The sequence below is a fragment of the Actinophytocola sp. genome (assembly GCF_045807065.1).
In the GTDB taxonomy this organism is placed as follows: domain Bacteria; phylum Actinomycetota; class Actinomycetes; order Mycobacteriales; family Pseudonocardiaceae; genus Actinophytocola.
In genome coordinates this window covers 1-16,275 of sequence record NZ_JBJMIE010000331.1, presented here as the reverse complement: position 1 = coordinate 16,275, position 16,275 = coordinate 1, and the positions used below count along the sequence as shown (strand labels likewise).

General features: G+C 69.6%; 11 protein-coding genes. 4 read left to right on the top strand and 7 right to left on the bottom strand.

The genetic code is table 11. The features are described from left to right. Positions 1–889: hypothetical protein (locus ACJ73U_RS19195; protein ID WP_407779024.1), on the top strand; the 889-nt coding region annotated here is incomplete at its 5' end. Next, positions 886–1,317, top strand: coding sequence for a hypothetical protein (locus ACJ73U_RS19190; RefSeq protein WP_407779023.1), 432 nt, complete (start codon positions 886–888; stop codon positions 1,315–1,317). The genes ACJ73U_RS19195 and ACJ73U_RS19190, both read left to right, overlap by 4 nt. Positions 1,318–1,382: 65 nt before the next feature. Here the strand turns inward: ACJ73U_RS19190 and ACJ73U_RS19185 are convergent, their stop codons facing one another. Continuing rightward, complete coding sequence (locus tag ACJ73U_RS19185) at positions 1,383–2,501, bottom strand: sugar phosphate isomerase/epimerase family protein (protein ID WP_407779022.1); 1,119 nt, start codon at positions 2,499–2,501, stop codon at positions 1,383–1,385. Positions 2,502–2,717: 216 nt separating this feature from the next. On the opposite strand from ACJ73U_RS19185, the gene ACJ73U_RS19180 reads away from it, so the two are divergent. Together ACJ73U_RS19180 and ACJ73U_RS19175 are read left to right on the top strand one after the other, a co-directional pair. Further along, the gene (locus tag ACJ73U_RS19180) at positions 2,718–3,194 is read left to right on the top strand and encodes a nuclear transport factor 2 family protein (RefSeq protein ID WP_407779021.1); all 477 of its coding nucleotides are present in this window, start codon (positions 2,718–2,720) and stop codon (positions 3,192–3,194) included. Positions 3,195–4,443: 1,249 nt separating this feature from the next. Then, positions 4,444–7,803 carry a family 16 glycoside hydrolase gene (locus ACJ73U_RS19175; RefSeq protein ID WP_407779020.1) on the top strand — a complete coding sequence of 1,120 codons (3,360 nt, stop codon included), beginning with the start codon at positions 4,444–4,446 and terminating at the stop codon, positions 7,801–7,803. 37 nt (positions 7,804–7,840) lie between these two features. Here the strand turns inward: ACJ73U_RS19175 and ACJ73U_RS19170 are convergent, their stop codons facing one another. The 6 genes from ACJ73U_RS19170 to ACJ73U_RS19145 all read right to left on the bottom strand — a co-directional run bounded on the left by ACJ73U_RS19170 (position 7,841) and on the right by ACJ73U_RS19145 (position 16,215). Next, positions 7,841–8,974, bottom strand: coding sequence for an L-talarate/galactarate dehydratase (locus ACJ73U_RS19170; RefSeq protein ID WP_407779019.1), 1,134 nt, complete (start codon positions 8,972–8,974; stop codon positions 7,841–7,843). 121 nt (positions 8,975–9,095) lie between these two features. Next, complete coding sequence (locus ACJ73U_RS19165) at positions 9,096–10,766, bottom strand: endo-1,4-beta-xylanase (protein ID WP_407779018.1); 1,671 nt, start codon at positions 10,764–10,766, stop codon at positions 9,096–9,098. A gap of 4 nt (positions 10,767–10,770) precedes the next feature. Further along, on the bottom strand, positions 10,771–13,455 hold the full coding sequence (locus ACJ73U_RS19160; RefSeq protein ID WP_407779017.1) for a cellulose binding domain-containing protein: 2,685 nt from the start codon (positions 13,453–13,455) through the stop codon (positions 10,771–10,773). 10 nt (positions 13,456–13,465) lie between these two features. Next, the gene (locus ACJ73U_RS19155; protein ID WP_407779016.1) at positions 13,466–13,588 is read right to left on the bottom strand and encodes a hypothetical protein; all 123 of its coding nucleotides are present in this window, start codon (positions 13,586–13,588) and stop codon (positions 13,466–13,468) included. Positions 13,589–13,682: 94 nt separating this feature from the next. Then, the gene (locus tag ACJ73U_RS19150; protein WP_407779015.1) at positions 13,683–15,194 is read right to left on the bottom strand and encodes a cellulase family glycosylhydrolase; all 1,512 of its coding nucleotides are present in this window, start codon (positions 15,192–15,194) and stop codon (positions 13,683–13,685) included. A gap of 4 nt (positions 15,195–15,198) precedes the next feature. Next, positions 15,199–16,215, bottom strand: a complete 1,017-nt coding sequence (locus ACJ73U_RS19145) for a glycoside hydrolase family 48 protein (protein ID WP_407779025.1) — start codon at positions 16,213–16,215, stop codon at positions 15,199–15,201. Positions 16,216–16,275 lie beyond the last annotated feature (60 nt).

The window sequence follows — 16,275 nt, the reverse complement described above, 5'->3', positions numbered from 1 at the left end:
GGCCATGCACAACTACCACGGGGCCAACGACCACCTGCCGGGCAACCTCCGGCTGTCGGCGACCAACACCGTCCGCGTCCGGTGGACGACGTACCTGCTGTCCTACTTCGAGCACCGGCTCGTGCTCGACCCGGCGGACCTCACCGCGGACGTGCCGCTCGCCGGGGACCAGCTCGCGGTCGCCAGGAGCCTGGTCACCCTCGCCCAGTCCCACCCGGGCGGCGACCTCGGCATCGTCGTCACCGGGCCGGAGTCCTCCGGCGTCACGCGCACGATCACCTACTCGCCCGCAGATCTCAAACCGGTGGCCGACGCGCTGCGGGACCTCGCGAACGCTGACGACGGGCTCGACTTCACCGTCGACGTCCGGTACGGCGAGAGCGGGGACCCCGAGCGGTTCCTGCGGCTGGGCTTCCCGCGGCTCGGGCAGCCGGGTGCCCCGTACGTCTGGGAGTACGGCGCGAACCTCATCGACTTCACCTGGCCGAGCGACGCCGCGAGCATGGCCACGCGTGTGCTGGGGCCGGGCGGCGCACCGGTCGCGGCGGACCCGACCGCGTTGGCGGCGGGTTGGCCGTTGCTGGAGGCCCAGGTGTCGCCGACGGACACGACCGACGCGGCGATGCTCGACGCCCAGGTCGCGGGCGAGCTGGCCGCGCGGCGACGACCGGTCGTGCTGCCGGAGCTGACCGTGCGTGCCGACCTCGACCCCGTGGTCGGCGGATACTCCGTCGGCGACGACGCGCGGATCGTGATCGACGACCCGTTCTTCGCCGGCGAGCAGCTGGATGTGACCGTGCGCATCCTCGGGCTGGAGGTCACGCCGGGGGACGACGCGGGGCAGGAGCAGGTCAAGCTCACCGTCGCGCCCTTCCTGGAGCCGTCATGACCCGGGTGAACCGCCCCGACACGCTGCTGACCCAGCTGCGGGAGGTCGAGCGGCGGCTGCGGCTGCTGGAGGGCCGCCGAGCCGGCATGTCAGCGCTCACCTCCGCCGTGCCGCAGGCGGTTCCGGTGCCGTTGTCGCCGGCCCGGCCGCGGGACTGGCCGGGCACCGACTCCCCGGAGTGGACCGACCTGGTGCGCACCCTCGCGCGACCCGGTGGCTTCCGGGTCGTGGTCGACGCGGTGGCGGACACCGGCACGGCGGGTCAGGTGCGCGTGCTGGTGAGCGGGACGCCGGCGGGCGAGGACATGGCGGCGGGGGAGCGGCACACCGTCGACGTCGCCGTCACCGACGAGCTGAGTGAGGTCGTCGTGCAGGCCCGCCGGACCGGGGGAAACGGGCTCGTCCGGGTCAGCGCGCTGCTGGTGTGACGGCCCCGTGTGCCGGCCTTGTGGGCACCGCAGGCGGAAAGCGATGCCCCACAAGGGACTAAGGGTCAGCGGCGGTAGATCGTCAGCTCGGACATGTTGGTGTAGCTGATCTGGGCCTGCTGCAGGGACTGGCCCGGCTTGGCCGGCCCGCCGGGCGCGTTGTCGTTCTCCCAGTTGGCGTGGTGGAAGTTCTGGTCGCCGATGACCTCGAAGAACTGCTGGAAGTTGATGTCACCCACGCCCAGCGCCACCATGTCGTAGCCGTCGCCGGCGTTCGGGTTCTTGACGCCGTCCTTGGCGTGGAACAGCGGGAACCGGGTCGTGCGGGGCGCGACCGTGAGGATCGGGTCGAACAGGTCGGTCTGGGTGTTGCCGCGCTTGTCGGTGAAGGTCTGGTGCCGGAACCGCGCCACGTAGGCCCAGAAGATGTCCATCTCGAAGAACACGTACCGCGGGTCGGTGATGCCGAAGAAGTACTGCAGCTTCCGCAGGCCGGTGCTGCGGGTCGGCTTGCCGTTCGCGTCGAGCGGGCCCGCGTCGAGCAGGAAGTCGTACGCGTCGTGGTGGTTGTGCGTGTACAGGCGCAGGCCGCGGGCCTTCGCCTTGCGACCCAGGTCGTTCCACACGTCGGCGGCGGCGTCCCAGTCGGACTTGTAGCGGCTGCCGGTCGGGTCGGCGCCCGTGCCGATGTTCCGCATGCCCAGCGTCTGGGCGATGTCCATCTCCCGCTCGAACGTGGCCGGGTTGATGGTGGTGTGGGTGCCGTTGGCGACCAGGCCGTTGTCGTCGAGGAGCTTGCGGATCTCCTGCGGGGTGATCTGCCGGCCGAGGATCGACTCGTGCTGGGTGTAGCCGGCGAACTCGACCTCCTTGTAGCCGCACCTGGCCACGGCCTCGAGGACCTGCGCGAACCCGTACGGCACGCCGGTGTTGTCCGGCGGCGCGGTGATCCGGTCGCGCACGCTGTAGAGGATCATCCCGCGGTTGCGCGCGGGGATCAGCGGCTCGGCGTGCAGGCCGCCGCCGTGGTGGTCGTCGTGCCCGCCGCCCCTGTTGTCGGCGAGCGCGGGCCCAGCGGTCGCGATGATCGGCGCGCCCGCGGCGGCGAGCACGGCGGCCGCGCCCGCGGAGGCCTTGAACACGTCGCGCCGGGTGAACCGGGATCGGTCGGGGGTCTCGTCCATGAGGGTGTGCACCTTTCCAAACACCGCGTCACATATGACAACTGCGTGAAGACTTCGGTGCGAAGTATCACACGCTTTTAGTCAAGAACGACATACTTTTGTCGACCTATGACAAAAGTTGGTGCATGTGGCGCAGCGCGCACTCGTCCACGCTCCTTCATGATCAAACGAGAACACGTTCTTGTGCTAGGGATGGATGCGGCGGAAGCTTGGCGCATGGACCTCGTCGCACTCGAAGAGATCAAGCGCCTCAAGCACCGCTACCTGCGCTGCGTCGACACGAAGGACTGGGACGGGCTGGCGGACGTCCTCACCGCCGACGCCGTGGCCGACTACGGCACCCCGACCTACGGCCGCCCCCTGAAACTGGAGGGCCGCGACGCGATCGTCGGCTTCATGCGTGAGCAGCTGGGTCCGGGCCTGATCACCACACACTTCGCGACCCAACCGGAAATCGACCTCAACGGCGACGAGGCAACCGGCACCTGGGCCTTCCAGGACACGGTCATCGCCGTCGACCACGGCGTGGTGATCATCGGCGCGGCATTCTACGAGGACCGCTACCGCCGCGAGGACGGCCACTGGCGCATCGCCCACACGGGTTACGAACGCACGTACGAGGCGACGCTCAAGCTCGCCGACCTGCCAAGCTTCCGCCTGACAGCCAACCGCTGGGCGAGTCAGCCGGCGTAGAGAACGCGTTCCAGATCTCCGGTCGCGGGTGTTCGTCGAGGTGGGGCGTGACGGGCGCCGGGAGGACTCGCTGGACCTGCGCCTGTCCCACGAGGTGGACGCAACCCAACCCGGGGACCCGAGCTGGTGGCCGAGGTGGCGGAGGCATCCCCGGCCTCGTTGCCAGGGTGGGTGGCCGAGGCGACCCAAGCTCGGCGATCGAGGTGGCGGAGGCGACCCAAGCCCCGGCCCCATGGCCAAGCGGCGAAGGCACCTGAGCCCCGTGGCCAAGCGGCGGAGGTGACCCAAGGCCGTGGTGAAGTGGTGGAGGCGCCGGGCTCGGTTGCCAGGTTGGCGGAGGCGCCCCCGAACCCCGTGGCCAAAGTGATCGAGGAGAACCCAGGCCCAGTGGCCAAGGTGGCGAAGGCGACCCAGGCCCCGTGGCTGAGGTGACTGAGCTGAACCCAGGCCAGTGGCCAAGGTGGCGGAGGCGATCCAAGCCCCGTGGCCAGGGTGGCGGAACAGACCTCCCCGCTAGGCGGTTCGGTGGCGGGGGCAGGGCAGGCAGGCGCCAGCCTGCCCCCGGAGGGGCCTGCCCAGGGCGGCGGAGGCTCGCGGGTCAAGGGTGGAGCGAAGCGACATCGGGCGAAGCCCGACGCCGAAGGCGCCCTTGAGGCGTGAGTCGCCGCCCGTACAATCCCGCCACCACCACCGAACACCAAGGACGCAGCGCGCACCACCAAACCCACCGAACACCCGGCACGAGGCAGGCGGCCCCGAACCCACGGGACACCCAAGGACGCGCACCGCCGCGACCGAACACCGAGGACGCAGCGCTGAACCTCGGCCCACGGAACAGCGAAACACGGCCCGCCTAAGAGCCCGCCGAAGAGTCCACCGAACAGCGGAACCACGGCCCGCGGAAGAACGACGACGACCACACCCCCGTGAATCACAGAAAAGTCAACCTTCGCGCATCCACCCAACGCCAGAAGCGAACGTCCATTAAGGACAGTCGATGCGGAACTCACAGGATGCGGAACTCGCAGATTGGTCTACCCGCAAACGATCCCCGCCGCACCCCCGACCAGTACCGAGGAGACGGCAACCCAGGAACAAGGATCATTTGCCCACCCCCCAAACTATTGCGTCCATTTGACGTAACTTCGCCGAAAACCAACAAACTTTCGTTGACCGCGAACAAAAGCACCCTTAACGTTCAGCGCACGCGGTGTGAACCCCCTGCTTCCATCCGCCTCCGGGAGAAGACATGCGTCTGTCGTCCCTAGCCGCGCTGTGCGCTGCCCTCGTTGTGAACGTCTTCATCGCCGCCCCCGCCCAAGCGGCGGTGCCACCCCAGACACCCGGGGTGACGCTGCGCGTCTTCGACGTCGGGGTGGAGTTGGACCGGTTGTGCACGCTCAAGCCCGGTCAGACTCCGAACATCGACAAGCTGATGCCGAACATCGACTGGACCGGTGACGCCTTCGGTATCGAGGACCTCTTCGTCTCGCAAGCCATTGGCAACGTGAACATCACCACCGCCGGCAGCTACACGTTCCGGCTCACCAGTGACGACGGGTCGCGCATGACCCTCGACAACACCGTCCTGATCAACAACGACGGCCTGCACGGGTCGACGGCGGTCGAGGGCACGGTCAACCTGGCCACCGGCTACCACGGGTTCACGATCGAGCAGTTCGACCGGGCCGGCGGTCAGCAGGTCACGCTCGAATGGCGGCCACCGGGCGCGAGCGCGTTCACGGTCGTGCCGAACAGTGCCCTGAGCACGGACGCGGGAGTCGTCCGGGTGACCGCGCCGGGGCGCAAGGAGTGCGTGGGTGGCAACGACTCGCCGGGTGACGGGCTGCCGCTGACCGGTGTGCACCCGGACCTCACGCTGACCGACCTGCGCCCCAACGGTTTCCAGCCGCAGGTGACCGGCATGGACTGGCTGCCGGACGGTCGCCTCGCCATCTGCACCTGGGGCGGCTCCCAGAACTCGCTCGGCGAGGTCTACCTGCTGAGCAACGTCACCGGCGTCACCAACCCCACGCGGGTGACCGCGCAGCGGATCACCAGTGGGCTCAAGGAGCCGATGGGCATCAAGTACGTCGACGGCAAGCTCTACGTGTCCCAGAAGAACGGGCTGACCGAGCTGAACGACACCAACGGCGACTGGGTCACCGACAACACCCGCATCATCGCGACCTGGCCGTACGGCGGCAACTTCCACGAGTTCGCGTTCGGGCTGCTGTACCGGGACGGCTTCTTCTACGTCAACCTGTCCGTGGCCATCGACGAGGGCGGCAACACCACCAACCCGCAGCCGGCCCCCAACCGGGGCTCGACCATCAAGGTGGACAAGAACACGGGCGCGGTGTCCTACCTCGCAGGCGGGCTGCGCACGCCGCACGGCATCGGCTGGGGCCCGGACGGCGACATCTTCGTCACCGACAACCAGGGTGGCTGGCTGCCGTCGTCGAAGCTGTTGCAGATCAAGCAGAACCGCTTCTTCAACCACTACATGAACCCGCCGGGGCCGTTCGAGTCGCAGCCGATCACCCAGCCCGTGCTGTGGTTGCCGCAGAACGAGATCGCGAACTCGCCGAGCAACCCGATCCTGCTGTCCCAGGGACCGTTCGCCGGCCAGTTCGTCTTCGGTGACGTGACCTACGGCGGCATCCAGCGCGGCTTCGTCGAGAAGGTCAACGGCGAATACCAGGGCGCCGTCTTCCGCATGACCCAGGGGCTCGAGTCCGGCGTGAGCCGCATGACCCTCGGGCCGGACGGCGCGCTGTACACCGGCGGCATCGGCGCGGGCGGCAACTGGGGCCAGGAGGGCAAGCTGACCTACGGCCTGCAGAAGGTGGCGTTCAACGGCACCAACGCGTTCGACATCCTGGCCATGCGTGCCGTGGCCGGTGGCTTCGAGCTGGAGTACACGCAGCCGCTGTCGGCCGCGACCGTCCAGGACCTGGTGTCCAAGTACCAGGTCCAGCAGTGGCGTTACGTCCCGACGGTGGCCTACGGCGGCCCGAAGGTCGACGAGGAGACCCTGCCGGTCACCTCGGCGTCGGTGTCCGCGGACCGCAAGAAGGTGACGATCAAGCTGTCGGGCCTGAAGGCGGGCCGCGTGGTGCACGTCCGGTCGCCGCGCCCGTTCGCCGCCGACAGCGGCGAGCAGCTGTGGAGCACCGAGGCCTGGTACACGCTCAACGCCGTGGTCGGCCCCTACGTGGACACCGACTACGAGGCCGAGGCGGCGGCGCTGACCGGCGGCGCCGTGGCGGCCACCGACCACACCGGCTACTCCGGCACGGGTTTCGTGGCGGGCTACTGGAACCAGAACGCGTCGACGGCGTTCACCGTGAGCGTGCCCACGGCCGGCAACTACCAGGCGCGGCTGCGGTACTCGAACGGCCCGGACCCGGTGGCCGGCGCGAAGACGGTGAGCCTGTACGTGAACGGGACGAAGGTCCGCCAGACCTCGCTGGCGAGCACCGGGAACTGGGACACGTGGGCGACCTCGACGGAGTCGGTGCCACTCGCCGCCGGCACGAACTCCATCGCCTACCGCTACGACAGTGGCGACGGCGGCAATGTGAACGTGGACAAGCTCACCGTCGGGACGTCCGCGCAGATGGCCGACACGGACTTCGAGGCCGAGACGGCGGGCCTGGCCGGCGGCGCGGCGGTCGCCACCGACCACGGCGGCTACTCGGGTGGCGGGTTCGTCGCCGGGTACTGGAACCAGGGCGCGGCCACGACCTTCACCGTGAACGTGCCCAGCGCGGGTGCCTATCAGGCCCGGCTGCGCTACTCGAACGGTCCGAACCCGTTCGCGGGCACCAAGAAGGTGAGCCTGTACGTCAACGGTGCGAAGGTGCGGCAGATCTCCCTGTCGAGCACCGGCGACTGGGAGACGTGGGCGACCTCGACCGAGGTGCTACAGCTGAACGCGGGCGCGAACACGGTGTCCTACCGGTTCGACGCCGGCGACGACGGCAACGTCAACCTCGACAGGCTGACGCTCGCGGCGGGGTCGCGGATCACGCTGTTCGACGGCTCGAACCTGGACGCGTGGGAGGCGAGGGCGGGTGGCGCGGCGACGTGGCCGATCTCGGGCGGCTCGGTGGAGTCCCTGGGCGGTGACATCCGCACGAAGCAGAAGTTCGGCGACTTCCGGCTGCACGTCGAGTGGTTCGAGCCGGACTACCCGCCGGAGGTGACCGGCCAGGCCCGCGGCAACAGCGGGGTGTTCCTGCAGGAGCGGTACGAGGTGCAGGTGCTGGAGTCCTACGGTCACCCGCCGGCGAACAACGAGGGGGGCAGCATCTACTCGAAGCGCGCCCCGGACAGCAACGCGGGAACCCCGTCGGGCACCTGGCAGACCTACGACATCACCTTCCACGCGGCCCGTTTCGACACTGCCGGCAACAAGACCGCGAACGCCCGCGTCACGCTGGTGTGGAACGGGGTCCTCGTCCACAACGACGTCCAGGTCGACGGCGGCACGGGCGACAGCCTGGGGGAGGACGCGACACCGCAGTCCATCCGCCTCCAGGACCACGGTGACGCGGGCGCGAACCCGCGGTTCCGCAACGTCTGGATCGAGCCGCTGACCTGACGGTTGGCGCTCCCCTGGGACGACGCCCGGACGGTGGTCAGGACCCGACCGTGGTCCTGTCCACCGTCCAGGCGCGGGCCTGCTCACTGAGCGTGATGCCGAGACCCGGCCGGCCGGACAGGTGCATGCGGCCGTTGCGGGTCTCCAGGCGCTCGTTGAACAGCGGGTACAGCCAGTCGAAGTGCTCCACCCACGGCTCGGCCGGGTAGGCGGCCGCGAGGTGCACGTGGATCTCCATCGCGTAGTGCGGCGCCAGGCCCAGGTTCGCGTGCTCGGCCAGGGTGGCGAGCTTCAGGAACTGGGTGATGCCGCCGATCCGCGGCGCGTCCGGCTGCAGGATGTCGACCGCGCGGTGGCGGATCAGCTCGTAGTGCTCGCCGACGCTGGTCAGCATCTCGCCGCTCGCGACGGCCGTGGTGAGCGTGCGCGCGAGGTCCGCGTGCCCCTCGGCGTCGTAGGCGTCCAGCGGTTCCTCGATCCACACCAGGTCGAACTCCTCGAGCGCCTGGCCCATCCGCATGGCCGTCGGCCGGTCCCACTGCTGGTTGGCGTCGACCATCAGCGGCACCGCGTCACCGATGTGCGCGCGCACAGCCGCGACCCGGCGCAGGTCCTCGCGCCAGTCCGGCTGGCCGACCTTGATCTTGATGCCGCCGATGCCGGAGGAGAGCGTGCGCGTGGCGTTGTCCGTGATCTGCTCGACCGACTCGTGCAGGAAGCCGCCGGACGTGTTGTAGCAGCGGACGGAGTCGCGGTGCGCGCCGAGCAGCTTGGCCAGCGGCAGGCCCGCGCGCCTGGCCTTGAGGTCCCACAGGGCGACGTCGATGGCCGCGAGCGCCTGGGTGGCCGCGCCGCTGCGCCCGACCGAGGCGCCGGCCCAGACGAGCTTGGTCCACAGCCGGCCGATGTCGCTCGGATCCTCGCCGACCAGGTCGGGGGCGACCTCGCGGGCGTGCGCGAACTGGGCCGGGCCGCCGGCACGCTTCGAGTAGCTGAAGCCGAGGCCCTCGTGCCCGTCCTCGGTGGTGATCTCGGCGAACAGGAACGCGACCTCGGTCATCGGCCGCTGCCGCCCGGTGAGCACCTTGGCGTCGCTGATGCCCGTGGGCAGCGGCAGTGTCACGGACGAGAGCGTCACCGAGGCGATGCGGTCGAGAACGGCGCTGGTCATGGACCCAAGGTAGGAACGCGGCGCGACGGGTGTCCAAGTTTTGTTTCGCATGGCTCGATACCCGCGGGGTATCGAGCCATGCGCCAGGTGACCGTGCCGGGTCGACCGCGCGGTTCCGAGGTCAGGCCGCCGCGCAGGTCGCGCCGTTCAGTGTGAACGTGCTCGGCGCCGTGTTGGTCCCGGTGTAGGTGCCGTTGAAACCGAGCTGCGTCGACGCGTTCGGCGCCAGGGTCCCGTTGTACGACAGGCTCGCCGCCGTCACGTTCGCGCTGCCGGCACCCTGCGTCCACGTCGCGTTCCAGCCCTCGCTGACCCGCTGTCCGGCCGGGAAGGTGAACGCCAACGTCCAGCCGTTGGTCGCGGTCGTGCCGGTGTTGGTGATCGTGATGTTCGCCGTGAAGCCGGCGCCGCCGCCCCAGTTCGAGGCGCTGTAGGCCACCCGGCACGGGCCGGTCGCGGGGCCCTGCTGGGTTGTGAACGTCACCGTCGCCGACGGGGCCGACAGGTTGCCGGCGCCGTCGCGCGCCCGGACGTACACCTCGTAGGACGTGGCCGGCGACAGGCCCGTCAGCGCTGCCGAGTTCGTCGTGGTCCGGGCCAGCAGCGGGTCGGTCGTGCCCTGTTCCCGGTAGACGTCGTAGCCGGACAGGCCGCTGCCGCCGCTGTCGGTCGACGCGGACCACGACAGCGCCGCGTTGGTGGCGGTCACCCCGGACGCGGTCGGGGCGCCCGGCGCGGTCGGCGGGGTCGTGTCGGTGCCGCCGGCGGCGGCGAGCGCGTCGTGAACCGCCGTGTACGCCGGTTTGACCTGGAAGTTCTCGTCCACCAGCAGGGCCGCGCCCTCGCCGGGGAACGTGCTCGGCACCCACGAGTACTTGTCGGTGTAGCCCCACGTCGTGATGCCCACACAGCGGGTCACCGCGAGGCAGGCGTTCGTGACGTCGCGGTAGTAGGCCGCCTGGGTGGCGAGCTTCGTGGCGTCGGACGGCAGCTGCATGCGGACGTCCAGCTCGGTGATCGCCACGTCCAGACCCAGGTCGGCGAAGCGCTGCAGGTTCTGCCGCAGCTGGTTCGGGAAGCCGAACTGTATCGCCAGGTGGGCCTGGAAACCGACGCCGTCGATGGGCACGCCCTGCGCCAGCAGCGACTGCACCAGGCTGTACATGCCGTCGCTCTTCGCGCCGAGACCGTCGGTGTTGTAGTCGTTGATGTACAGCTTCGCGGTCGGGTCCGCCGCGCGGGCCGCCCGGAACGCGTCGGCGATGTAGCTCGCGCCGAGCTTGGCGTACCAGAACGAGTTGCGCAGGGTGCCGTCCTCGTTCAGCGGCTCGTTCACGACGTCCCACGCGTACAGCCGGCCCGCGAAGTGGCCGACCACGTTGGTGATGTGGTTGGACAGGGCCGTGCGCAGGGCGGTGGCGTCGAGGTTCTGCACCCAGCTCGGGGTCTGGTTGTGCCACACCAGCGTGTGCCCGCGGACCCGCTGGCCGTTGGCCTGGGCCAGGCTCATGATCTCCTCGGCGCGGGTGTAGCTGAACTGCCCCTGCGTCGGTTCGGTCGCGTCCCACTTCATCGCGTTGCCCGGGGTGAGCATGTCGAACTCGTTCGCGATGTGGGTGCGGTAGGTGGCGTCGGTGATCTCGCTGTTGTCCACGGCGTCGCCCATGTACCTGCCGTCGGCGGCGGCGTGCACCTTCAGCGGGTCCGCCGCGGCCGGCGTGGCCAGGACGGCCACTCCGGAGAGCGCTAACAGGACGGTGGTCGCGGCGGCGAGCGCCTTTCTGGCGAACATGGGCTCAGCTCCCGGTCGTGCAGGGGTTGTCGTTGACGGTGAAGGCCGCCGGGGCGGGGTTGGCGCCCGTCCACGAGCCGTTGAACCCGACCTGCACCGATCCGCCGGGTGCGATCGAGCCGTTGTAGTCCAGGTTGGCGGCGGTGACGCCGGCGCTGCCGGATCCCTGCGTCCAGGTGGCGCCCCAGCCGCTGGTGACCCGCTGCCCGGCCGGGAAGGTGAACGCCAACGTCCAGCCGCTGATCGCGGCGGTGCCGGTGTTGGCGATGGTCACCGAGCCGGTGAAGCCGCCCGGCCACTGGCTGACGCCGTAGGTCACCGCGCAGGCGCCGGTGGCCGGCGGCGGGTTCGTGGGCGGTGGGTCCGTCGGTGGCGGATCCGCCGGCGGTGGCTCGGACCCGGTGCGGTCGGCGTAGAGGATGCCGCGGCCGTTGGTGCCGAGGTAGACCCGGCCGTAGATCCGCGGGTCGCCCGTGAGCGCCTCGCCCATGTTCCCGTACTGGTGCTGGTCGTCGTTGATCCGCACCCAGGTGGCGCCGGTGTCGTCGGAGCGGTACACGCCGCTGACCCCGTCCACCACGCCGACGGTGAACAGCGTCAGGTTGGTCCGGCCCGGCGCGGCCTTGCCGAAGCCCACGTTGCGGGCGGAGGTCACGGTGGACACCTTCGTGAACGACGTGCCGGAGTTGGTCGAGTGGAACAGCCCGGTGTCGCCGGCCAGCCAGAGGTCACCCTCGCGGCCCGGCATGGCCTTGAACTTCGCCGTCGACGGCAGCCCGGTCGAGACCGTCTGCGTGAACGTGGCGCCGCCGTTGGTGCTGACGTAGAACCGGCCGCCGTCGAACCCGTAGAACTTGTTCGCGTTGACCCGGTCCGACTCGACGACCGACGCCGTGGGCAGGCCCTGGACCTGGGTCCAGGAGTTGCCGAAGCCCACCGAGTAGACCGGCGTGACGGCGTGCGGCGACCACACGAACCGGCTGCCGTCCGCGGCCGCCGCGACCGTGCCGCCCTCGTTGACGCCGCTGGGCTCGGTGCCCTGGAACCAGTTGGCGCCGCCGTCGGTGGAGAAGGCGACGTGGCTGTCGTTGGGTCTGTCGGAGTCGGTGAAGTTCCCCGCCCGCACCATCACGCTCGGGTTCGTCTCCGCGTAGTCGAGGCTGGTGGTGGTGGTGAAGACTGGTTGCGTGAACATCGAGGACGGCACGGTCGAGAGGCTGTTGTGCCGGAAGCCCCCGATGTCGCCCAGCCCCGAGATCAGCGGCGCCCCGGTCGGCGGGCTGATCAGGTCGAGAACCGCGGTCTCCTCGATGCCGGCGGCCATCGGCTTGATCGTGAACTGGGTGTTCGAGTCCCAGTTGGTCAGGTTGGTCGTGCCGTAGAGCGTCGCGCCCGTGCCGTACATCATCCGGTTGGAGTTGAACGGGTCGATCTCCACGGACTCGTTCATCCAGCCCAGCTTCGGTGTCACCTCGGGAGGTTGCGGGTTGGCGCCGAACGTCAGCCACGGGGCGGCCGAGACGTCCTGGGTGTACCTGAAGCTGCGGTTGGGGTAGGAGGTCCAGTCCCAGATTCGGGTCCAGGTCGCGCCGCCGTCGGTGCTGCGGAAGAAGATCGCGTCCGGCCACCACGACACCTGCGTCGCGACCATGAGCGTGTTCGGGTGCTGCCGGTCGATGGTCAGGCCGCTGTAGCCGAAGTAGTCGTCGGCGCTGGACGAGGGGATCGGGCTGATCTGGGTCCACGCGCCGGTCTGGGTGTTGTACTTCCACACGTCACCCTTGGCCCCGGCGTACGGACCCGCGACGTCGCTGGTCGCGATGTACAGCACGTGGTTCACCGGGTCCACGATCCCCTTGTGTGCCAGGTATCCCGTGGGCTGGCCGGCGATGCGCTCCCACGACGTGCCGCCGTTCGTCGAGCGGTACACGGTGTTCTGCTTGTCCGCCACGCCGACGTAGATGCCCTGCGTGGTGTTCCCGGACGTCGCCGTCGACTTGTCGAACGCCACCCACACCACACCGGGCTGGTGGCTCTGGTACCCGGTCGAGTCGTTCGGGTCGTCGGAGTAGTTGCCGGCGTTGGGGAAGGACGCCACCTTCGCCCACGTCACGCCGAAGTCGGTGCTGCGCCACAGCCCGTTGCCGTTGGGCGCGCCGAAGTAGAGGACGCTGTCCCGGTTCGGGTCGACCGCGAGGCGCTCACCCATGCCGCGGCCGGGCATGTTGCCGCCCAGCTTGAACGGCAACGTCGTGACCTGCCAGGTGTTCCCCTTGTCGGCCGAGCGCAGGATCGCGCCGTTGTTGGGGTCCCAGTCGTTGGTGTACATGCCGACCGCGGCGTACACGCGGTTGGTTTGGACCGGGTCGGTCGCGAGACTGTGTACGCCGTTGTATCCCCAGTTCTCCCAACCGACCCAGTCCAGCAGCGGTGTCCACCGCTGCGTGCCCTCGTTCCACCGGTACGCGCCGCCGATGTCGGTGCGCGCGTAGATGAGGTTGCGTTCGGTCGGGTTGAAGACGATCCCCGGCACGAAGCCGCCACCGGCGATCTCCACGTTCTTCCAGGAGTACGGATCGGCCGCGGCGGCCACCGCCGACGGCGCGGTCCCGGCGGCCACCGTGCCGGTCACCATGACGGAGGTGACCAGGAGCGCCCCCGCTAACAGATGGGCGAGCTTCGTGCGCATTGCCTTGTCCTTACAGGTTGAACGCGGCGCCGTCGCGGGTGAGGAGGACCGGGGCGGCGTGTGCCGGTGCGGGGAGGGCGAGGACCTGCGCGGCGACCACCGAACTCGCGGACAGTCGTGGCGAGGTGGGCATGGCTTCCTCCCGCTGGAGAGGTGGAGAGATCCCCGGGTGCGCCCGTCGAGGGGTGCCGGACGAGGGGCCACGGGCGCCCCCGGGGGGTGTTCGGCTAGGCGACCGCGCAGGACTGGCCGTTGACCGTGAAGGCCGTTGGCGCTGAGTTCGTGCCGGTGTAGCTGGCGTTGAACCCCAGCCCGGTGACCGACTGCCCGGCGCCGATCACGCGGTTGTGGTCGAGGTTGGTCGCCGTGACGTTGGCGCTGCCGGCCGCTTGCGTCCAGTTGGCCGACCAGCCGTTGGTGATCCGTTGGTTGCCGGGGAAGGTGAACGCCAACGTCCAGCCGCTGATCGCGGCGGTGCCGGTGTTGGCGATGGAGACCGCGGCGGTGAAGCCGGTGCCCCAGTCGTTCACGCCGAGGCTCACCTGGCAGGACACCGGCGGCGGCGGAGGCGGCGGGGTCGTCGTCCCGCCGTCCGGCGCGATCAGGTACGGGTCCAGGTACGCCTGTTTCGCGGTGTTCACCGTGGTCCAGTCGTCGTTGAGGATCCCGCCCGTGTCACCGGAGTTCGGGTTCCACGACCAGAACGTGAAGTTGACGCCGCCCGTGCCGGTGCCCAGGTAGGCCATCAGCGTGCGCAGCCACTGCTGGTCGCGCGGGTCGGCGAGCGTGGTGCCGAACTCGCCGAGCAGCACCGGGGCCACGTTGTTCTTGAACAGGTAGCCCCAGTTCTTGTCCCAGATCGCCGCCAGGTTGTTCGGGAAGGCGGGATCGGAGAACCACGGCTGGGCGAACACCGACGTCGCGTAGTCGTGCGCCGAGTACACGAGCCGGTTGGCCACGTTCAGCCGCACCGGCGCCGCGGCCGCACCCTGCAGGTTGCCGCCCCACCAGTAGCCGTCGCCGTTGTAGGAGTCGACGCCCTCGACGACGATCAGCCAGTTGGGGTTCACGGACAGGACCGCGTTGCCGGCCCGCTCGGCGGCGAGCCGCCAGTCGCTGGCCGTGTCGCCGCTGCCCCAGTTGGAGCCGCCGCCACCCTGGATGCCGTGCGGCTCGTTGTGCAGGTCGGCGCCGATCACCGTGGTGTTGCCCAGATAGCGCTGAGCGAGCATCTTCCAGTCGCTGATCCACCGGCTCTCCGGGTACTGCGCGGTGTACCAGAGCGCCGACTGCGCGCCGGAGTCCGGCCGGTGCCGGTCCAGCAGCACCTTCATGCCGATCTGGCCGGCGTAGTCGATGATCTTGTCCATGATCTGCACGCCGGACAGGCCCTGCAGGTCGGGGTTGAGGTCGTAGCGGATGCTGTTCGGCGTGGAGCCCGCGTCGAACAGCTGGTTGGAGAAGGGCAGCCGAAGCGTGTTGTACTTCAGGCTCTTCATCTGGTCGAGCATGTCCTTGTAGCCCCGGGACCACAGGCCGTGCGGCGCGTAGTTCGCCGTCTCCAGGCCGAACCAGTTGATCCCGGTCATGCGGACCGGTTGGTTGTTGGCGTCGAGCAGCTGGCGGCCGCTGGTGTGCCAGTAGCCGGTTCCTGCCGCCGCGGCGGGCCCGGCCGAGGCCAGGCCCGCCAACGGCAGGAGTGTGAGCGCCAACAGCAGCGCCACAATCCGTCGCGTCATCGTCTCATCCGTTCGGGAAGAGTCGGCCGTACTCGGCCATGGCCATCGCGACGTCGGCCTGCGCCCAGAACCGGTGGTACCGGAACGTGGGTGCCGAGCCGCCGTCGAGGTAGGACTGCACCTGCGGCCACGCCGGGTCCTGCTTGTACCAGGACCGCAGACCGATGAACGTCGACGACGAGTTGATCGGGTCGCCGTTCGACATGGTCCCCGTGAAGTTGCTCGGCACGTAGACCGGGTCGTCGAAGCGGTTGTAGTCCGACCGCGACTCGGCCGTCGAGATGCCCTTCGCGTCCTGGTTCGGCGTCGCCCACATGGCGTCGAGCAGGTTCTTCGCCATGGTCTGGGCACTGGTGTTGCCGGACTTGGCCGCGTAGTGCGCCAGCGTCTTCACCAGCGCCGCGGTCACGCCCACGTCCTGGCCCTTGCTGGTGACCGTGACGTGCAGGCCGGTGTTGGCGCCCGGGCTGGACGCGTTCCAGGTGTCCGGCTGGCCCGACCACGACAGGTCACTCGGGACCTGCCAGGTGCCGGCGGACGCGTTCACCGTGGTGTTCGCCATCGCCCACGGCACCCACTTGTCCAGCACGGCCTTGGCGGCCGCGTTGCCGGTCTGGTCGTACAGCTCGGCCACCCGCTCCATCGACCACGCCTGCATGCCGAACCACTGGTTGCTCGGCGGGTCGTGGTAGACGGGCTGGACGTCGTAGTACATGCCGTAGAACGTCGCCGAGCCCGACGGCGGGGTCGCGTACCGGCCCGCCCAGCTGTTGGTCGCGCCACCGGCGATGCCGCCCTCGGCGGACTGCAACCAGCGGTAGAACTCCAGCTGCCGGGTCAGGCTGCCCGCCCAGTCGGTCGCGCCGGTCGCCGACTTCGGCTTCAGGTCCGCCACGTTCGCCAGCGCGTACGCGGCCATCGGGTTCTGGTAGCCGAAGTGGTCGTGGCTGGAACCGATCCGCCAGGCCCAGCCGGCCGACGTGTCGGTCGCGCCGCCCCAGGCGTAGTACCAGGACATCAGCTTGTTCGAGCTGCTCTAGCCACTGCCGACGGCGCAGGTCTTCGAGGTGCAGCCCGGGTT